Origin of the sequence: Streptomyces dangxiongensis (assembly GCF_003675325.1) — a bacterium.
Classification (GTDB): domain Bacteria; phylum Actinomycetota; class Actinomycetes; order Streptomycetales; family Streptomycetaceae; genus Streptomyces; species Streptomyces dangxiongensis.
Map to the genome: position 1 here is coordinate 301,365 of NZ_CP033073.1, position 18,514 is coordinate 319,878.

20 protein-coding genes and 3 pseudogenes are annotated in these 18,514 nt (G+C 72.9%); 7 read left to right on the forward strand and 16 right to left on the reverse strand.

What is annotated here, in order from left to right:
• Positions 1–66 precede the first annotated feature (66 nt).
• Positions 67–276: pseudogene (locus tag D9753_RS01775) on the forward strand (DMT family transporter); the annotation flags it as partial.
• Between the two features lie 178 nt (positions 277–454).
• Here the strand turns inward: D9753_RS01775 and D9753_RS01780 are convergent.
• Positions 455–625, reverse strand: coding sequence for a hydrophobic protein (locus D9753_RS01780; protein ID WP_121785403.1), 171 nt, complete (start codon positions 623–625; stop codon positions 455–457).
• 138 nt (positions 626–763) lie between these two features.
• On the opposite strand from D9753_RS01780, the gene D9753_RS01785 reads away from it, so the two are divergent.
• A complete protein-coding gene (locus D9753_RS01785; protein WP_121785404.1) occupies positions 764–937 on the forward strand; it encodes a CsbD family protein in 174 nt (57 codons plus the stop codon).
• Positions 938–1,015: 78 nt separating this feature from the next.
• Here the strand turns inward: D9753_RS01785 and D9753_RS01790 are convergent, their stop codons facing one another.
• From D9753_RS01790 to D9753_RS01820, 7 genes are all read right to left on the reverse strand, one after another.
• Positions 1,016–1,465, reverse strand: coding sequence for a helix-turn-helix domain-containing protein (locus D9753_RS01790; RefSeq protein WP_163010586.1), 450 nt, complete (start codon positions 1,463–1,465; stop codon positions 1,016–1,018).
• A 156-nt stretch (positions 1,466–1,621) separates the two neighbouring features.
• On the reverse strand, positions 1,622–1,972 hold the full coding sequence (locus tag D9753_RS01795; RefSeq protein WP_163010587.1) for an STAS domain-containing protein: 351 nt from the start codon (positions 1,970–1,972) through the stop codon (positions 1,622–1,624).
• Between the two features lie 78 nt (positions 1,973–2,050).
• On the reverse strand, positions 2,051–2,539 hold the full coding sequence (locus D9753_RS01800) for an MSMEG_6728 family protein (RefSeq protein ID WP_121785407.1): 489 nt from the start codon (positions 2,537–2,539) through the stop codon (positions 2,051–2,053).
• 73 nt (positions 2,540–2,612) lie between these two features.
• Positions 2,613–3,494: an SDR family oxidoreductase gene (locus D9753_RS01805; protein ID WP_121785408.1), complete on the reverse strand. Its 882-nt coding sequence runs from the start codon at positions 3,492–3,494 to the stop codon at positions 2,613–2,615.
• Positions 3,495–3,551: 57 nt separating this feature from the next.
• Positions 3,552–4,004, reverse strand: a complete 453-nt coding sequence (locus tag D9753_RS01810; RefSeq protein ID WP_121785409.1) for a hypothetical protein — start codon at positions 4,002–4,004, stop codon at positions 3,552–3,554.
• 83 nt (positions 4,005–4,087) lie between these two features.
• Complete coding sequence (locus tag D9753_RS01815) at positions 4,088–5,707, reverse strand: phytoene desaturase family protein (protein ID WP_121785410.1); 1,620 nt, start codon at positions 5,705–5,707, stop codon at positions 4,088–4,090.
• Entirely contained in the window at positions 5,700–6,194 is a 495-nt protein-coding gene (locus D9753_RS01820; protein WP_121785411.1) for an SRPBCC family protein, read from the reverse strand. Before D9753_RS01820 ends, D9753_RS01815 begins: the two co-directional genes overlap by 8 nt.
• A 267-nt stretch (positions 6,195–6,461) precedes the next feature.
• Here D9753_RS01820 and D9753_RS36295 point away from each other — a divergent pair, with 267 nt between their 5' ends.
• From D9753_RS36295 to D9753_RS01835, 4 genes are all read left to right on the forward strand, one after another.
• A complete protein-coding gene (locus D9753_RS36295; protein WP_163010588.1) occupies positions 6,462–6,608 on the forward strand; it encodes a hypothetical protein in 147 nt (48 codons plus the stop codon).
• Positions 6,605–7,216, forward strand: coding sequence for a PRC-barrel domain-containing protein (locus D9753_RS01825; RefSeq protein WP_121785412.1), 612 nt, complete (start codon positions 6,605–6,607; stop codon positions 7,214–7,216). Before D9753_RS36295 ends, D9753_RS01825 begins: the two co-directional genes overlap by 4 nt.
• Positions 7,213–7,644, forward strand: a complete 432-nt coding sequence (locus D9753_RS01830) for a PRC-barrel domain-containing protein (RefSeq protein WP_121785413.1) — start codon at positions 7,213–7,215, stop codon at positions 7,642–7,644. Before D9753_RS01825 ends, D9753_RS01830 begins: the two co-directional genes overlap by 4 nt.
• Positions 7,645–7,919: 275 nt before the next feature.
• Positions 7,920–8,432 (forward strand): MarR family winged helix-turn-helix transcriptional regulator, encoded by a 513-nt coding sequence (locus D9753_RS01835; RefSeq protein WP_121790836.1) that lies wholly within the window; start codon positions 7,920–7,922, stop codon positions 8,430–8,432.
• Between the two features lie 154 nt (positions 8,433–8,586).
• Here D9753_RS01835 and D9753_RS01840 read toward each other — a convergent pair whose 3' ends face one another.
• A complete protein-coding gene (locus tag D9753_RS01840; protein ID WP_121785414.1) occupies positions 8,587–9,759 on the reverse strand; it encodes a PP2C family protein-serine/threonine phosphatase in 1,173 nt (390 codons plus the stop codon).
• A 148-nt stretch (positions 9,760–9,907) separates the two neighbouring features.
• Here D9753_RS01840 and D9753_RS01845 point away from each other — a divergent pair, with 148 nt between their 5' ends.
• The gene (locus D9753_RS01845) at positions 9,908–10,393 is read left to right on the forward strand and encodes a MarR family winged helix-turn-helix transcriptional regulator (RefSeq protein WP_240467997.1); all 486 of its coding nucleotides are present in this window, start codon (positions 9,908–9,910) and stop codon (positions 10,391–10,393) included.
• 571 nt (positions 10,394–10,964) lie between these two features.
• Here the strand turns inward: D9753_RS01845 and D9753_RS01850 are convergent.
• From D9753_RS01850 to D9753_RS01880, 7 genes and pseudogenes are all read right to left on the reverse strand, one after another.
• Positions 10,965–12,054, reverse strand: a pseudogene (locus D9753_RS01850) (cobalamin B12-binding domain-containing protein).
• A complete protein-coding gene (locus tag D9753_RS01855) occupies positions 12,051–13,733 on the reverse strand; it encodes a SpoIIE family protein phosphatase (protein WP_394346670.1) in 1,683 nt (560 codons plus the stop codon). Before D9753_RS01855 ends, D9753_RS01850 begins: the two are co-directional and overlap by 4 nt.
• Positions 13,734–14,029: 296 nt before the next feature.
• Positions 14,030–14,557, reverse strand: a complete 528-nt coding sequence (locus D9753_RS01860) for an ATP-binding protein (protein WP_394346671.1) — start codon at positions 14,555–14,557, stop codon at positions 14,030–14,032.
• Between the two features lie 24 nt (positions 14,558–14,581).
• Positions 14,582–15,422, reverse strand: a pseudogene (locus D9753_RS01865) (RNA polymerase sigma factor SigF).
• A gap of 145 nt (positions 15,423–15,567) precedes the next feature.
• Complete coding sequence (locus D9753_RS01870) at positions 15,568–15,927, reverse strand: STAS domain-containing protein (RefSeq protein WP_205614028.1); 360 nt, start codon at positions 15,925–15,927, stop codon at positions 15,568–15,570.
• Between the two features lie 12 nt (positions 15,928–15,939).
• Positions 15,940–17,574, reverse strand: coding sequence for an FAD-dependent oxidoreductase (locus tag D9753_RS01875; protein WP_394346672.1), 1,635 nt, complete (start codon positions 17,572–17,574; stop codon positions 15,940–15,942).
• A 68-nt stretch (positions 17,575–17,642) separates the two neighbouring features.
• The gene (locus tag D9753_RS01880; protein WP_121785418.1) at positions 17,643–18,488 is read right to left on the reverse strand and encodes a class I SAM-dependent methyltransferase; all 846 of its coding nucleotides are present in this window, start codon (positions 18,486–18,488) and stop codon (positions 17,643–17,645) included.
• Positions 18,489–18,514: the final 26 nt, after the last annotated feature.

Here is an 18,514-nt window from a genome sequence, read left to right on the forward strand (position 1 = left end):
GGAGGTCTGCCGCGGGCAGGAGACGGTCGTGATCGAACTGGCCGCGGCGTGCGCCGTCGCGGGAGCGGCATGGCGGGCGTGATCTGCGCCGCGCTGTTCCAGAGCCTGGCCCTGATCAACGGCCCGCTCGCGCTGGTCCAGCCGCTGTTCATCCTGGAACTGCCCTTCGCGCTGCTCGTCGCCGCCCCGCTGATGCACCGGCGGCTGCCCCCGTGGGGCTGGTGGGGCGTCGGCGGCTGTGTGGCCGGCCTCGCCGTACTAGAGCCGTACGGCGCCCTGGGTGATGTAGTAGACGAGACCGCATAGGTGCACCGGGGCCGCTCCTTCATCCCGCCGGAGCCGGGAAAGCCCGGCTTCGTCGAGAAGGGCCTGGGCGACCGGTACCGGCGACACGCGCAGGGCCCGGCCGTCGTACCGGCCGGGCCCTGCGCGGGGTGCGTGCGTGCGGATCAGATCACCATCGGTACCAACGGCCTCGACCACCGCCGGAGTTGGTGGAGCGCATGACGAAACCGAGGAGCCAGAGCACCAGGACGGCGATGGCGATCCACCAGAGAATCTTGATGGCGAAACCGGCACCGAAGAGGATCAGGGCGAGAAGCAGAACGAGCAGCAGGGGAACCATATTTATCAACCTCCTGACCTCCGGATGCCCTGCGGACTTCCCTTCATTCTTCACCGGTCCCCTGTTTGTGAAGGGAAAGCCGGGGCACGAGGGGGTTACCGCGACAGCGGCACACAAGCTACGAGGAGGCACTGTTCCATGACTGCCGACGAGAAGGCCAAGGCGAAGACCGAGCAGGCCAAGGGCAAGACCAAGGAAGCCGTAGGCAGCGCCGTCGGGAATGACCGCATGGCCGCCGAGGGGCAGGCGGAAAAGAGCAAGGGGGACGCCCGCGAGGCCAAGGAGAAGACCAAGGACGCTTTCAAGCACTGAAGCGCTTCTCCGCGTCATACGAAAAGGGCCTTCCCGGATCGACTCCGGGAAGGCCCTTTTCGATATCCACCTGACACCTCACAGAGGTGAGCGGCTGCGCGGCACCCGGGCCAGCGGACTCACCAGGCCGTAAAGCTGGTTGAAGGCGTCCCGCAATACCGGGCGGTCCTGCGGCGCGGCCGTCACCAGGACCTGTTCCAGGAGCTGTCGGCGGCGTTGCCGCGTCGCTTCCAGTACGCACTTGCCGGCGCCGGTGAGACAGAACTCCCCCGGCGGGACCCGGCGCACCAGCGTGCGCCGCTCCAGCCGGTCCAGCAGGTGCCGCACCGAGGCGAGGCTGACGCCGAGGTCCCTGGCGATCCTCTCCGGGCCGGCCTGCTCACCCTCCAGGGCGAGCAGACCGCGCATCTGCTCCTCGGCGACCGTCGGGGCCACGTCCTCATGAGCCCGCTGCCACAACTGGATCATCGATGCGGCGACGTGTTCCGCCGCCAGTTCCGCTCCGGCAGGTTCGGGTTCCACTGACATGGCTTGCCCCTTCCTTGATGCCGTCGAGAACAGGCGCTTACCCGTCTGATGGCGCATCAGGCCCGCCCACGCGTTCGAAAAGGTGCTGAACTGGGGCGGCGGGCCGAGGAAATGCGGCACGGGTCGGCCATCGGAGTGACGGAGGCCGGAACGAGGTCAGCCGTCGGCGGCCGCCGCCGCCTCCTGGGCGGAGTCGTAGATGTCGATGATCTCGTCGACGCCGGTGATTCTCAGTAGCTGTCGCAGTTGCTCGGGCAGCGCGGCCAGCACCAGCTCGGCACCGATCTCCTTCGCATGCCGATGGGCCGCCAGCAGCGCGTTCAGTCCCGCGGAATCGCAGAACGGCACCCCCGCGACGTCCAGTACGACGAACCGGTCGCCGGAATCGAGCAGGCTCAGGAACTCCGTGCGGAACATGGGCCCGGTCAGGTAATCCATCTCCCCGTGGAACACGGCCACCAGAGCGTGGCCCGCACGGGTCTTCACCACCGTAGGAACGTTGGACACCAGCCCTCCCCATACCGCCCGGACCGCAGACCGCGTCCCGGCAAAACGCCTGCCCCCGATGCAGCCGCCCAACCAGTGTCAGGGACGCGGGGACAGGTCATGGCCCTCCCGGTCGGACGACGGCCACACATAGGGCAGATCGCCGGGGACTCCGGGAAAGGCAGGTGCGTACGTCTCCGGGTCCTTGCGGACGAGCGCGGACCGGTGGCTGAGATGGAAGGCCTCGTCCCCGAGCCACGGCGGCAGTTCCCCCGCTTCGGCGAGGGCGGCCTGGTCACGCACAGGCGCGCCCGGACGGTGCGCGGCGTATCCGGCGACCAGGGAGGCGGCACAGCCGTCCTGGTGTCCGTGCTCCCGCCAGACCCGGCACACCTCGAGGCCGTAGCGGACCAGTGCCTCGTCGTACCCGCTCCACATGCGCACGGCCGGGTGCCGGCGCCAGCCGTATCCGGGGACGGTCAGGCCGCGCAGCACCTGGAGCGCCTCGACCCGCTGTTTGCCCAGGCGGCGGCGGTCGAGGAGCAGGGCGGAGCAGCGGAAGTCGGGATCGGGGAGAAACGTCTGCATGGACGCCGTCCTGAGGTGGGTGGGGGCGGGGTGCCGGCTCGGTCCGTGTGCCGCGCAGGTGCTTCCCGGCGGTTCACGGGGCGTGTCCGCTCGCCGCTCGGTCGGCGTCCCCTCCGGCGCCGAGGAGTCCCGTCGGCTCCAGGGGATCCTCGGCTTCCAGGCGGGACAGGCCGAGGCGGGCCGCGCGCAGGACCAGCGGGGGCAGGACGGCACGCACCGGCTGCACGAGCCGGAGCCAGGGCGGTGCGTACACGGCGGTACGGCGGCGCTCCAGACCGTGGACGATCCGGCCGGCGACCTCCGTGACGTCGTACACCCGCCGGGCGGGTCCCGGCATGTGGCCGCGCAGCTCGCGCAGCACCGTGTACCGGTCGGCGTCGCGCACCATGTCGGTGTCGGTCCAGTTCAGGTAGGCGATGCCCACGGCGACGCCGTGGGCGGCGACCTCGGCGCGCAGGGCGTGCGCGAAGGCCTCCACCCCCGCCTTGGACGCGCAGTAGGCGCTCATCAGCGGGGCGGCGCCGAGCGACGCCAGGGAGGCGATCTGCAGGTAGTAGCCGGCCGTGGCCCGGAGGTCGGGAAGGAAGACGCGGGCGGTCTGGGCGCTCCCGGTGAGGTTGACGTCGATCACCCGCCGCCACTCGGCCGGGTCCGTGGTGGTGAACAGGCCGCCCGCCGCGATGCCGGCGTTGGCGATCACGACGGACGGGGTGCCGAGGCGCCGGCGTACCTCGTGCGCGGCCCGTCGCAGGGCCGGGAGGTCGGTCACGTCCGCCTCGATCGCGAGCGCCCGGGTCGGCATGCGCCCGGCCAGGTCGTCCAGCAGGTCCTTCTCGTGTCCGAGGAGGACGGGCCGGGCGCCCCGCCGGGCGACCTCGTGGGCGAGCGCGGCGCCCAGTCCCCGTGCGGCGCCCGTCACCACGACAGTCCGGTCCCTCAGGGGACTGTTTCCCACGGGCTTCGCCTTTCTCTCTGGCCGGGGCGCCGTGCGGCGCTCCGGCCGGGATGCGGGTCAGGCCCCGGCGGCCGGGGGGCGCGCCGTGTGGTCGGGGTGCCCGCTGGTGCGGCGGTCCTCCTTCATCTCCGCCTCGCAGAGGTGGTCCCGGCCCTGGGCGAGTTCGCTCACCGCACTGCGTTCCAACTGCTGGAACGGGCGGTAGTACGTGTCGTTGTAGGCCTCGACGATCTGGAACGTCCAGTGGCCCGGGATGACGTTGCGGCCCAGGATCTCGGCCTCGACCTTGTCCGCCCACTCGGGGTGCCCCGCCTCGCGCAGCAACCGCACCGCCCGGTCCAGTTCCAGGTCGGCCCCGCCGGTGAGCTGGTGGAAGCCGTACAGATGGCCGCGGGCGCGTTCGGTGGTCTCCAGGGCCTTCGACAGCGCTCCGAGGGCCTCGACGGTCTTGTCGTCGACGCCCTCGGGACGCCGGTGCCGGCGGTCGGGTCCGTCCTGGTGGTCGTGCATGGTGCTCCCCTGGGATGCGATGGCGTGTCCGGGTCTCTTCCCGTTTCCCCGGGTGACCGGATGTGCCGTCCACCGATCGGCCGTCAGCGTTTGCGTCCGGTGCGGTCACGGCGGGTGAGGACGCGCTGGACGCCGGCCAGGCCGGGTGCCCGCCGGGAGCGCAGCGCCGCACGGGCCGCGTTGGCTCCGGGAGCGCCGTGCACGCCGCCGCCCGGATGGGCGCCCGCGGAGGCGAGGTACAGGCCCGGCACGGGGGTCTCCGGCCGTCCCGTTCCGGGGACGGGGCGGAAGACGAGCTGCTGGTGGAGGGCGGTCGTGCCGCCGTTGATGGCACCGTCTTGCAGGTTGGCGTCCAGTGCCTCCAGGGTGGGCGGCGCGAGGACGCGCCGGGCGCGGATGCGGGAGCGGAAGCCGGGGGCGAAGCGCTCGACCTGGCGTTCCACCCGGTCGGCCATGCGCTCCTGGTCGGTCCTGTCCCAGGCGCCGGTGATGCCCTCGTCGCCGGCGTCCGCCTTGACCTCGTGCGGGACGTGGGTGTAGGCCCAGGCGGACTCGGTGCCCTCGGGGGAACGGGAGGAGTCCGCGGTGGTCATCTGTCCGAACAGAGCGAAGGGGCGGTCGGGAACCTGGCGCAGCGCGATCTGCGCGGCGAAGCGGGTCAGCTCGTCCAGGCCGTCGGCCAGGTGGACGGTCCCGGCCCGGGTGGCCTGCTCGGCCCGCCACGGCACCGGGCCGTCGAGCGCCCAGTCCACCTTGAAGGTGGCGAAGTCCCACTGGAAGCGCAGCAGGTCCGCCATCAACTGTGCGGGCAGGTGCTCGGCGCCGACGAGTTCCCGGTAGAGGGCGGGCACGGCCACGTCGGCGAGTACGGCTCTGCGCGCGGGCACCGCCGCACCGGCGCTGGTGCGCACTCCCACGGCCCGGCCACCGCGGATGACGATGTTCTGCACCCGTTCCCCGCAGCGGATCTCTCCGCCCTGCCGGCGCAGCCGCCGCACGAGCGCCTCGGTGAGCGCGCCGGAGCCGCCGGCCGGCACGGGGAAGCCGTACGACTGCGCGAGCATGGACATCAGCCAGCCGAAGCCGCCGCTGCCCGTCGACTCGGGGGCGAGGTCGGCGTGCAGGGCGTTGCCGGCCAGCAGCAGCCGGCCGCCCTCGCCGCGGAACTCCTCCTCCCCCATCCGGCGCACCGGCAGGGCGAGGGTCCGGGCCGTGCGCAGACCGCCGGCCGCACGCAGCGTCCACAGCAGCCGGGCCGAGGACCTGACGGGCGGGAACGGGGTGAACAGGGCGTCCAGCAGGTCCGGACGCAGGGTGTCCCACAGCACGCACAGGCGCCGCCAGGCCGCTCCGTCGCCGGGTGCGAAGGCCTCGGCGGCCGCGGCCGTCGTCTCGATGTCCCGGTCCAGGACGGCGCAGCGGCCGTCGCTCAGCGGGTGGGCGAGCACGCTCGGCGCGTGGCTCCAGCGCAGCCCGTGCTCCTCCAGGTGCAGCGCGGACAGGACGGGGGACGCGGCGGCCAGCGGGTAGAAGGAGCTGAAGAGGTCGTTGACGAAGTCGGGATGGACGCCCCGGTCGTGGCGGACCGCGCCACCCGGCTCCGGCTGTTCCTCGATCACCAGGACGCTCCACCCGGCGTCCGCCAGCACGTTGGCGGCTACGAGCCCGTTGGGGCCCGCTCCGATCACCACGGCGTCAGGCATGACCGGGTGCCTCCCCGGTGCGGGCCTGCCGGGCGGAGGCCGCGGGGCGCCGCTGGGCGACGTCCTCGCAGAGCCGGGCGAGCCGGGCGAGCATGGAGCGGTGGCGCATCTGGATCAGCGCCTCGACGCCGACGTTGTGCAGAACGGCTCCGGCCCCCTGCAGGGGGTGCTCGTCCGCGATGACCAGGCAGTACTCGCCCCACTCCCGCAGCTCGATCGAGAAACGGGCGGTGCCGAGGTATCCCGCCATGATCTCCAGTTCCAGGCGGGTGCCCTCCTCGCAGTGCCGTACGATCGTCCGGTTGGTGAGCCGCATCGGGCCCAGCCGGATCTCGTACTCGATGGACGCGCCGAGTTGCGGCCACTGTCCCTCTCTCGGCCAGGAGTCGCCGGTGCCCACCACCCAGTCGGCGTATCGGTTGCCGTCGGCGAGGACTTCCCACACCGCGGCCGGGTCGGCCTTGATCAGACGATGACGAACTGCCATTGGTGCCTCCGGATAGCGGACTGCCGACGGCCGTCACCGGGTGCCCTCGGCAGGGGCGGCCCAACCGTCTGATCGGCCGGCGTGCCGTGTGCTCCCGCGCGGGCAGCCGTGCCCCCGGGAGGGCCGTGGCCCCGGAAAGGCGTGTGCCCGGTGGGCCGTGGGAGCGCGTCCCCCGTCCGGGCAGGCGTGTGCGGTCCCCCTGCGGGCAAGCGGGAGCACAGGGGAACCCCGGTACGACGAGGGACACGGTCCCTGAGGAGGTCGGCGATGGTGTGGTGGGCCTGGGTGGTCCTGGTGATCGTGGCGATCGGACTGATCGCCGCGGCGACGCTGGCGGTGCAGGCCAGACGCCGTTCGGGAACGGTGATCGCGGTGCGCGGAGGCCGTCGGGCGGGTCGAGGAGGTCCGCGGTGAACACGCTGATGCTCGCTCGCGAGCTGACCGGGCGGGAGGTGGTGACCCTGGGCGGCGACGCGGTCGCGCGGATCAAGGACACCGTCTTCGACGCCGGGGCGGGCCGGATCATCGGCTTCACCCTCAGTGGCCGGGGACTGCTGGCCGGACCGCTGAAGCGGAGTCTGCCCTTCTCCGCGGTGCACGCCGTGGGGCCCGCGGCGGTGATGATCCCGAGCGAGGCCGTTCTCGCGGACCGGGACGCGGTCGTCGGGTCCCATGCGGCCGGAAGCGGCCAGGTGATCGGGGCGCCGGTGCTCACCGACCAGGGCACCGCGATCGGCACCGTGCGCGACGTGGTGGTCGAGGGCGGTACCGGCGGGCGCGTCGTCGGCTTCGAGATCGCCGCGAACGACCACTTCGACAGCCACCGGCGTCACGTCTTCATCCCCCGTGGGGAGACCCTGGCCGTCTCGGGTGAGGCCATGGTCGTACCGGCGCGGGCGAGCCACTTCGCCGCGGCCGACCTGCCCAGCTTCAGCGGCCAGGTGGAGGCCTTCCGGGCGGGCGCGCGGCTGCCGCACGCGGACACCCCCGCACACTCCGAAGCCGAAGGAGGCCCGGCATGACACTCTTCACGCAGGCCAAGGGTCTTTCGGTGGTCACCGCCGAGGAGGCGGTGACCCTGGGCACGGTGAGCGGCCTGACCATCGACGCCCGGACCCGGAGCGTCGCCTGCCTGCGCCTGTCCGGGGCGTCGAAGGGCTCCGAGGTCATCGACTGGAGGGCGGTGGAGGCCGTCGGGCGCGACGCCGTGATCGTACGCTCGCGCGTCACCGCGCAGTCCGGGCCGGACGACGCACCCGAGCACCGCGAGGCCGTCGGCAGCCGGGTCCTGACCGAGCACGGCACCGAACACGGCACCGTCAGAGACGTCGCCTTCGATCCGGTGACCGGTGAGATCCTCACGCTGTACACGGCGCTCGGCGACATCCCCGGAGAGCGCCTGATCGGCCTCGGCTCGCATGCCGTGGTCGTGCACGCGGACCGCGTCTGACACCGACGGGACCCGACGCGGTCCCGCTCGTACGCGGACCACCCGGACGGCTCCATGTGCGGGAGCCCTCACCGGGCAGACGGCCCGGAGCCCGGCACCTGTGCCGTGCTCCGGGCCGCGGCGTGCCGCCCCCGAGCACGGGTGCCCGGCGGGAGGAGCCACCCGCGTCCCGGACCGGAGCGGACCGGCGCCGGTTGCCCTGCGGATGGGCGGGTACAGCGTGTGCGTGAGGTAGGTATCCGTCCGGTACAGGGGTTCCTGAGAGTGATGTGTTCGTGACTCGTCTCGGTGATGCCGGAGACGGCCAGGCACGCGCGGAGGGGGACAGCGCCCGAGTCACCGCGTCGCAGATCGCCGATGCCGTGGAGCGCCTGTCCCAGCTCTGGTCGGACGCCGCGCAGCGGGCGAGCCTGCGGTTGTCGGCGCACCAGTTGCGAGGCCTGCGGATACTCGAGGCCACGCCGGGGCTGAACCTGACGGGGCTCGCGGAGCGCATGGACATCGGGCTTCCCACGGCCAGCCGGCTGTGCGACCGTCTGGAGGCGGCCGGCCTGCTGGAGCGCGTGCTGCATCCCCACAGCCGGCGCGAAGTGCAGCTCAACCTCACGGGCCACGGCCGGCGCCTGCTCACCGAGGTGGCCGCGGAGCGCGCACGGGCGCTCGCCACCACCCTCGACGCGATGCGGACCGCCGAGCGCGCCGCGCTGGTCCAGGGCATGCGGGCGTTCCTGCGGGCACAGCGGCACGGGCCCACGCGGGGCGACGATCCCGGCACGCACGAACCATGACGGGCGGCGAGGCCCGGGCTGCCGCACCTCACGGATGACCCCGCCGGCCCCGCACGACGTCCAGGCTGGCCTCATCGGCGGGCGGGCAAGCGGCCCGGAGCCGGTCCGGGCCGCCGAGGACGCGCGGACCGCCCCGGCGGCCAGGCTGTCACGCTCACCCGTCGGCCGGCCTCCCACGCCAGTCCAGGCAGACCACCAGCGCGTCGTCGTCCGGCATCGCCTCGCCCCGGTGGCCGGTCAGCTCACGCAGGAGCGCGCGCGGCACCTCGGCCGCGGGCAGCAGCCGGGTGGACTGGATCGCCCGGGCGAGAGCGGCCTCTCCGTAGGCCTCCCCCTTGGGCGAGGCCACCGCGTGCACACCGTCACTGACGAACAGCAGCCGGTCCCCGGGCTCGACCGTGAACTCCTGCGCCACGTAGTCGGTCTCCTCGAACATGCCCAGCGGAAGCTGCGCGTCGAAGGCGACACGCTCCACGACACCGCGTCGCAGGCGCAGCAACTGCGGGGAACCGGCGTCCACCACCCGCACCCGACCGGTCGTCAGGTCGAAGTCGAAGAGCAGAACGGACAGGTAGCAACGTCCGCGGTAGTGGGCGTAGACGGCCTGGTCGGCGAGGGCGGCCTGGTCGGCGAGGGGGATGCCGGCGCGCCGGGCGTTGCGCAGGGCGTTGATGGCGAGGTTCGTCAGCAGCGACGCCTCTATGCCCTCGCCCATGCCGTTGGTGACGTACAGCATCAGGTGGTCGGCGGTGGCCGACCAGTCGAAGTTGTCACCGAAGATGGCGTAGGCGGGCTCGAGCTGCGCGGCCAGGTCGTACTCGGAACGCGAGCAGGAACGGCCGGGCAGGAGCTGCCACTGCATCTCGGCGGCCAGGGTCAGCCGGTCCTTGCGCCGCGCCTGGAGGTACAGGTCGGTGTCACGTTCGGCGACGAGCACCTCGCGCCCCAGCACCTCGGCGATCTCGCAGAGTTCGGCCTCATGGGTATGCGCGTGGTCGGCGTCGGCCAGGGTCACGGACAGCACGCCGATCCGGTCGCCGCGTACGCTGACCGGCAGGTGCAGACGCGCGCGTCCGTCCCTGAGGTTCTCGCTGTAGCACTGCTGGGAGCCGAACGCGCGTCCCGCCGGGCTGTTGTGCACCGACAGCGGTTCCAGGGTGTGCGGCAGCACGGACACCGGTTGCAGCACGGTCAGGCTGTAGTCGGCCATGAACAGTTCGACGGCATCGGCCGCGTACTGTTCGACCAGTACGCGGCGGGCGGCGTCGGGCAACTCATGGGGGGCCGCTGTCCGCAGTGCGCGTACAGCGGCGACGAATCTCTTCACGATGAGGAGTGAACCAATCTTTCGCCGGACAAAGTGTGAGCCTCCCGCGGAGGCGAAGTTCTCCCGAACCGTGGGCCGGTCGCGCCGGACATCTGCCGCCGGCACCCGCGCCTAGTACGCTGGCGGGCACCCCAGTGCCTGCGAGAGTGTGAATGTGACTTCCTTCCACCGCCGACCGGAGCCCGACGAGATCGCACGCGTGACCTCAACGGCCGCGGAGCTGCTGGAAGTCCTGTGGGGCCGGGCGTCGACCGCGCCGGCCTCCGCGTCCCAGCTACGCCTGCTGCATATCCTCGAGCACCAGGACGGCATCAATATGCGCACGCTCGCCGAGGCGCTGGCCTCGACACCGCCGTCCACCAGCCGGCTGTTCGACAGGTTGCAGGCCGTCGGCTTCGTGGAGCGTGAGAACAGCCCGGCCGACCGGCGCGAGGTGCGACTGCGCCTGAGCGGCCGGGGCCGCGCCTTCCTCGCCGATCTGCGGTCCCGCCGGGAGGCGGAACTCGGGGCGGTCCTCGGCCTCATGCCGGTCTCCGAGCGGACCGCGCTCGCGGAGGGGCTGGAAGCGTTCTGTGCCGTGGCCGCCGGGCAGATACACGACGACACGCAGGGGCACGGGAGCCGGACCGCCTGAACCGGCCGGCGGGCCGGCACTGCTCGTCCTGGACGGTGGCGCGCACACGGAGCGGCCTCCGATGACCGGAGCATCCCAGATCCTTCCCCGTGTACATACGACACGGCTACTTTCTTGCCTCCTAGCTATAGTTGTCAAACGGCAACTATATGGACCGGACAGCCCCTCGGCGGATGTACAGGAGTCGTCCTGTCATCCGTGTACCCCGAGCCCCGGACGATCTGCGGTGCCTGTGGCGCACTTCTCGGCCGGGACGGCCCGAGTGCGCCCGACAACCGGGGCTCGAGCAGCGGAAACGCCGCGGAGGGGGCGCCGGAAATTTCTCAGGGCGGGGGCGGCCAGGACCGTCCGGCGTCGGCCGCGGGGCCCGTCGCGGCGCCGGGAGGAAGGGGTCCGTTCAGGGGAGGCCGGCCCGGGTCGCGCTGGGCCGCGGGCGACCCCGGAGATGTCCGGCCACCGCGTCCACCAGGTCGTCACTGGTGTCGTACTCCAGCTCGCGCGCGATGTGCACGCTCCACACGGCCGGCTCGCCGGTGATCTCCAGGCTGAATCCGGTGGGTGGCGGGCCCGGTCATACGCGCGTGTCGGATCCGGGAGCGGGGTCGGTGGAGGGGGTGCGTAGCGCGAGGCTCCCCTCGCGCAGCAGCCCCAGGGTGCGGGGGAAGTCGCGCAGCCGCCCGGCCAGGACGTCCAGCCCCGCCGGCAGGGAGTGCGCGGGCACCCCGCGTGCCCGCAGGATGTCGGCGGTCCACGTCAGGAACGCGGTGAACACCTCGGGGTCGTCCACGTAGAGGGCGGTGGCCAGGAAGTCCACGACGTGGGCGACGTCCTCCGCCGTCCGCTCCCGCTGCACGTCGGTGTAGGCGCGCACCGCGGGGAAACGGTCCTCCAGGTCGATGAGGGGTCTGTTTCACCAGCCGGCCGCGGGAGCGGACGACCATCGTGTACTCCTGGTCGGCCAGGTGGGGCAGGTCGTCGACCGCCTGCCGCACCGCCGTCGGGGCGGGCCGGGGCAGGCCGCCCGCCAGTACGTCCGCCGCGCCGCGGGCGTCCACCGCCCACCGGTCGGCTCCCAGCGCCCTGGCGTATCTGCCGTCGGGGCCGAAGGCGCGGCCTCCGGCGATGACCGGGACGCCGACGGCCTGGCAGGCGGTGATGGCCGTGTGGGCGGTGGGCAGGTGGGTGGGCAGCGAGCCGGACAGCAGCACGGCCTGCGGATCGGTGTGGTGCAGATGGGCGATGAGGTGGGGGGTGGGCGTCTGGGCGCCGAGGTAGTCCACCTGCCAGCCGCGCAGGCGCAACACCTCCGTCACCAGCCGGGCCGGGAAGGCGTGCCACTCGCCGTCCACGCAGCCGACGGTCACCCGGCCCCGCGAGGTCCGGCCGGTCCGCCCGGTCCGCGGCGGGTGGGCCAGGACGGCGACCACCCGTTCGTTGACGGCGGTCGCGGCGTGCTCCTGCGCGACGGTGAGGCGGTCGGCGGCCCATTCGGTGCCGACCTTCGCCTGCACCGGGGCGATCACGTCCAACAGCAGCGCCTCTTCGCCGAGTCCGTCGGCCAGAGCCTCCCGGACGACGTCCACGGCGTCGTACTCGTCGCCGGCCGTGACGGCTTCCCACAGCCGGTCGCGGCACTCGTCCGCCCCTGCGGGGTGGATCACCTGCTCCTCCTGGGACGCGGATGCCGGGCCGTGCCGTCGACCAACGACAGGGGGCCGGTCCTGGGCGCGCTGATGGCGAGGACGGCCATGTCGTCGTGCCGGCCGGTGCCGAGCCACTGGGTGGCGAGCATCTGGACGCGTTCCACGACGGCTTCCGCCGGCATGCCCGCGCACTCCCCCAGCGCCCGCCTGAGCCGGTGCTCCCCGAAGAACTCGTCGCCCACCGGTCCGCCGCGGGCCTCGGTGATGCCGTCGGTGTAGAGCAGGCAGGTCTCCCCCGGCGCGAGCGTCGTCTCGACGGTGCGGGCCGTCACCGTGGGCAGCGCGCCGACGAGGGTGCCGTGGGTGCGGACCTCCTCCACCTGGCCGTTGTTGCGGACGACGAACGGCGGAAGATGTCCGGCGCCGGTCAGCCGCAGCTCTGTCCGGCCGCCCCGACGGCACACCGAGCCCAGCACGAGCGTGACGAACCGGGTGTGGTGCGAGGTCAGTAAGGCACCGTTGAGCAGGCTCAGCACCCGGTGGTGGTCGGCCGCGAGGGGCAGCAGCGCGTGCAGGGTGTTGCGGATCTTGCCCGTCAGCACGGCCGCGTCCAGGCCCTTGCCCGCGACGTCGCCGAGGACGACGAGGCTCTCCTGGGAGGAGTCGGCGCCGGGGTGGAAGTCGTAGAAGTCCCCGCCGACCCGTTCGTGGTCCTTGGCCGGGCGGTAGGCGGCGGCGTACTCCACCCCGTGGACCCGGCCCAGGGCGGGCGGGAGCAGTTCCTGCATCAACGTGGCCGTGATGGCGGCCTGCTCGGTGTACAGCCGGGCCGCGGACAGGGCGGCGCCCGCCCGGGCGGCGAACAGCCGGGCGAAGACCTCCTCCCCGTCGGAGAAGGACTTCTCGGTGCCGGAACGCAGCAGGATCAGCGCTCCGGCGGGTACCCCGTGGCCGGGCAGGGGGGCGACGATGACGGAGCCGACCGCTCCCGGGAAGCCCTCGGGCACCAGCCAGTCCGGGATGTCGTCGGGGTTGATCCAGCGCGCCGGAACGGGCGGGAAGCCCTGGAGCGCCTCGCTGAGACCGGGTACGCCGTGCGCATCGACGGTCCGGGTCATCCGGGTGACGGGCCCGCCGCGCCGTGCGTACGTCAGGTGGTGGCGCCGTCCCTGCGGCGGGGCGACGAGCACGGCGGCCTCGGCGAGGTACTCGGCGGCCGTGTCGGCGACCACCTCCATGCAGCGCGGCACGTTCAGGGTGGACAGGAGCCTGCTCGACACCTCCGCCAGGACGGTGGACCGTTCCCGGGCGCTGCGCAGGGCCTGTTCCGCCAGGCGGCGCTCGGTGTCGTCGACCAGCCACCACACCACGTCCCCGTCGGCGGCGGGCGAGGGATGCGCCTCGAAGACGCGTCCGTCGATGGCACCGCTCACGGGGCCGCGGGGGCGATCGGGCTGCCCGCCGGCGATGTGCCGGTGGGCGTCGGACAGCCAGACCGGCACGATGTCATGGAGCCGGTCACCGTCGCAGGCGTCCGGCAGCAGCGACCGGGCGGCCCGGTTGAGCTGCACGAGGCCGCCGTGCCGGTCGACGACCAGGACGGGGCAGGGGGCGTCGCCCCACGTCGCACCGACACTGGCGGCGGCGTCGCGCGGGGCGGCTGAGAAGCCGCGGAAAGCGCACACAAGCAGGGGCACGCAGCGTGCGCGCCCCACCACCTTCCTGCCATGGGAAATAGATGCCTTACGGCAACAGTTCCCCATCCTGGTGTCAGGCGCAAGCCGCTTCACGCGGTCTCAGGCGGCGCTCCGGGGCGGGAGCCCTGCTGGGAGCGGCCGTACGGCGGGGAGAAAAGAGTGCGCGACTTCCTGTCCGGAACCACAGCAGAGGCGGATTCCGCACGCCGAGCGGAGACCGGCCGCCTCCGGGTACGGGTCGGGGCCGCGTGCCCGCACCGGCCACGCGGCCCCCGCCGAGGAGACTCGGCCTAGCCCTACCTGGCCGCGTGTCCGGCCGGCCCGCCGTCCGTGAGGGCGAGACGGACGGTGATCCTCTTGCCCACCGGCTCGCGCTGCGCCTCGAAGGCCTCGGCGACGGCCAGGACGATCTCCAGGCCGTGCTGGCCGACCCGGCCGGGCTCGGCCGCACGGGCCACCGGCAGCACGTGGTCGGAGTCCCACACGGACACCTCGACCAGGGCGCCGGTGATGCGCAGGTCCATCAGGATCGGTCCCTGCGCGTACTTGCAGGAGTTGGTGACCAGTTCGCTGACGACCAACTGGGTCAGGTCGAACGCGCGGGCGGAGACCGGGACGCCGCGGTCCCGCTGCGCGTGCGTAAGGAACGCGGCGGCCCGGCGCCGCGCCTCGGCGATGCAGCCGACACCTCCGTCGAGCGCCGCGCCGGCCTGTATCGACTCGGGGGCCATGTCCCGTGCACGGTCGGCGCGGAGACCGCACACCGTGGAAGCCGCCTTCACTACCTTCACTTGGCCGCCTATACCCGTCTTGTCGGGCTCCATGCCCCTGACTATGACGAAGGGAACTCAGCGGGTCGTGAGCATTCCCTCGCGCAGGCGCTTGAGGGTGCGCGACAGCAGCCGCGAGACATGCATCTGGGAGACACCGAGACGCTCACCGATCTGCGCCTGGGTCAACTCCTCCACGAACCGCAGATGCAGGATCACCCGATCCCGCTCCTCCAGCTCCGCGATCATCGGAGCCAGCGCATGGAAGTCCTCCACCAGCCCCAGCGCCGCGTCCTCCGTCCCGATGAAGTCCTGCAGCGCACTCTCACCGTCCTCACTGCCACCGATCGCCGCATCCAGCGAAGCCGAGTTGTAGCCGTTGGCCGCCAGCCGCGCCTCAACGACCTCCTCCTCCGACAGACACATCAACTCCGACAGCTCACGCACCGTCGGCGTCCGCCCCAGCCGGCTCCGCAACTCCTCCGTCGCCCGCGCCAACCACCCGCGCCTCCTGAAGACGCCGCGGCACATGCACCGCCCACGACGTGTCCCGGAAGAACCGCTTGATCTCCCCCACGATGTACGGCACCGCGAACGACGTGAACTCCACCTCACGCGTCAACTCGAACCGGTCGATCGCCTTGATCAGACCGATCATCCCCACCTGAACGATGTCCTCCATCTCCTCCGGCCCCCGACTGCGGAACCGCGCCGCAGCGAACCGGACCAAGGACATGTTCATCTCGATCAACGTGTTCCGCGCGTACTGGAACTCCGCCGTACCCTCCTCCAGCACCGCCAGCTCATCGAAGAACACCTTCGACAGCTCCCGCGCATCCCGAGGAGCCACAGCCGTGGGATCCGCGACCTCCGGCAGCCCGACCGCATGGGCCGTCGCACGCCTGTCCGTCTTCGCCACGCTCACTGCCGTCAAGGTGTTCCCCTCCCGGGTACCTGTGCCGCCCGGTCCGGGCGACGTGTTGATGGGGCCCGGCTACCCGGTCGTAGGCCACTCATGCGTCTTCGGCGGTGATCAGGTTCCAGGAGGCGGACCTGACGGGCCGTCAGCCGTCCGTGGTGCGCAGTGCCGCCTCACGGGAGTCGGTGACGGTGAAGTGCTCGCGGGTGCCGCTGATGGTGAGCAGGCGGTCGACGCCGGCCTGGAGCGGGCCCAGGAGGACGAACGCGCGGCCGTCCGCCTGGTGGCGCTGGTGCGCGTCGAGGAGGGAGCGGAGCAACTGGCTGTCGCCGAAGGTCAGACCGGTGAGATCCACCACAGTGGCCGGCAGGCCGCAGTCGTCGGCCTCGTCCCAGGCGGCGCCGAGCAGGTCGCACTCGTCGTAGTCCATCTCTCCGCGCACCGTGACCTCGAAGACACGACGGTGGCGGGTGACCCGCACGACCGCCCCTGACTCCCACTGCATCCCGTCATCCTGTCACTCTCCGGCCGGGTGGGGCGAGCCCGCTCCCGGCCGGAGGTCGCGTTTGTGACGTGCGCTGTTCCCGGCCCACCCGGCCAGGCTCCGCAGCACGGCACTCCGGCCGCGATCCGGCACCGTCCACAGCGTCTGGCCCCGCACGCCCCACCGTTCCAGCAGCGCGTTCGCGGCCAGGAAGCCGGTCGTCGCGGCGCGTTCCATGAGCGCCACGGGCAGGTCGGTGCGGACCAGGTCGCCCGCCACCATCAGACGTGGGTCCGGGGTGCGGACGGTCGGACGGTCGTGGTAGCCGCCCACCGGGAACAGCGGGCAGTCCTCGCGCCACTCGTGGCGCACGTCGACGATCGTGGCCGCACGCGTCTCGGGGTGGACGCGGTGCATCTGCTCGATGAGGCGCTTCTCCTCCACGTCCCGGGACGCCTGCGGCGGGACCGCGTAGGCGTGCAGTTCCACCACGGATCCCCCGGTGCGCGCGGCCCAGCGGGCGGCCTCGTCCTCCCACCGCTCCAGCACACTGATGTTGTCCAGGGTCGCGAAGCCGCTCGTGCCCAGGAATCCCGGGCGGCCGGGTGCCACGGGCCGGTCCAGCCACAGCCGGGTGACCAGGAACGGCGGGGCGTTGCGCAGCCGTGCGATCCGCTCGCGCCAATGCGCGTCGCCCAGCCGGTCCGACCGGGCCACGAGGGCGCGCAGGCCCGCGCTGTCCAGGGCCAGGACGGCGCTGTCGTGGTACCGGTCGTCGCGGTCGGTGGTGACCAGGAAGCCGCCGTCCCGCCCCGGTGCGAGGTGTTCGACGGCCGAGCCGGTACGCACCTCGGCGCCGTGCCCCTCCAGGTAGCGGGCCAGCGGGTGCCACAGGGCGGCGGGGAAGGGCGCGCGGGGCACGTCGAACAGCAGGCCCTCGGCGGAGCCGAGGAAGTAGATGTGGAACATCAGCGCCATCTCGGCCGCCGAGAGCTGCCGGGGGTCGGCGAAGAAGCTCCGCGAGAACACCTCGAACGCCAGGTGCCGGGCCTTCTCGGGGAAGCGCACGGCGTGCAGGAAGTCGTGGGCGCTGGTGCGGTCTAGTTGGCCGTAGATGCCGGGGACGCGCACATCGAGCAGCGGCAGGGCCGCGACCGGGTCCATGGCGCCCAGGTCCCGCAGGCCGAAGGAGGGGCTGAGCGCGACGAAACCGAGCGCGCTCCACGGCGGGGTGCGCGGGACATGGCGGAAGCTGTCCCGCAGCCCGCCGGCGTGCAGCAGCGGGTAGTCCGGCAGACCGGTCAGCCGCCGCAGGCCAGGATCGGTACGGCGGAGCAACCCGCGCAGGTTGTAGTACTGGCGGAAGAAGGCGTGGAAGCCCCGGCTCATGGTCACCGGCGTGCGGTCCCGGAGCGTGGTGGGCCACCCGCCGACCCGCCCGCCGAGGTAGGGCCGGCTCTCGTAGAGCGTCACGCCGACGCCGCGCTCGGCGAGTGCCGTGGCTGCGGCGAGACCTGCGATGCCGCCGCCGATGACGGCCGTGGTGGGCCGGGCGCCGTCCACGCGCCGCGTCCCGGGGGCCGCCGGGAGCATCCGGGCCCGCCGGTCCCGGCCGCGGCGGGCGCCGTCCGGGTTCCTGGCTCCGGTCATCGCGCGGTCTGCGCTCATTGCGTACTCTCCGGTGATCGCATGGTCTCGCGTCATCGCGTGGTCTTGCGTCATCGCGTGGTCTTGCGTCATCGCGTGGTCTTCGGATGGCGGGCGGTCTGCGGAGCGCGGGCGCTCTCCGGGCCTTGCGCGGCCTCCGGACGGCGAGCGGACTCCGGACCTTGCACGGACCCCGGACGGCGGGCGGACTCCGGGCCCTGCGCGGACTCCGGGCGGCGGGCGACGAAGGTGTGGGTGATGCCCGTCTGCCAGCCCGGCAGGGGCAGGGCCCGGACGTGCTCGAAGCCGGCCGCGCGGACGCGGCCCGCGAAGCGCTCGGCGGTGTCGAACTCCACGACGCTGCGCCACAGATGACGGTACAACTCGCCGTCGCCGAGAGCGGACGCCGTGGGCTGGACGAGGCCGCGGCACACCAGCGTCCACACGGCGCGGTCGGCGCGGCGGCCGCTCAGCGTGTACTCGTGCACGCCGAGCCGGCCGCCGGGCGCGAGCAGGTCGCGGGCGGTGGCGAGGACGGCGTCGGGGTCGGACACGTTGCGGAAGAGGTAGGCGGCGAAGACCGCGTCGAAGGGGCCGCTCACCCCGGCCGAGGCCAGGCCTTCCGCCGGAGCCTGCACGAAGGTCACCTCGTCGGCCCAGGGCTTGGCGGCGGCCCGGCCCAGCATGCCGGCGGAGGCGTCGACGGCGGTGATGTGCGCGGCCGGCAGGACGGAGCGGAGAGCGGCCGTCGAGGCGCCGGTGCCGCAGCCGAGGTCCAGCAGGCGCAGGCCCGCGCCGTGCCCGGGCAGGCCCAGACGGCGTACCGAGCGCCTCAGGTGGGCGTGGTAGCCGGGGTTGGCGGCCACCAGCGTGTCGTAGCTGCGGGCGGCGTGGTCGAACGCGGCGGCGAGGTCCGCGTCACGCAGCAGGGTCATGCGGTCTCCAGGGGCGGCGGGGTCGG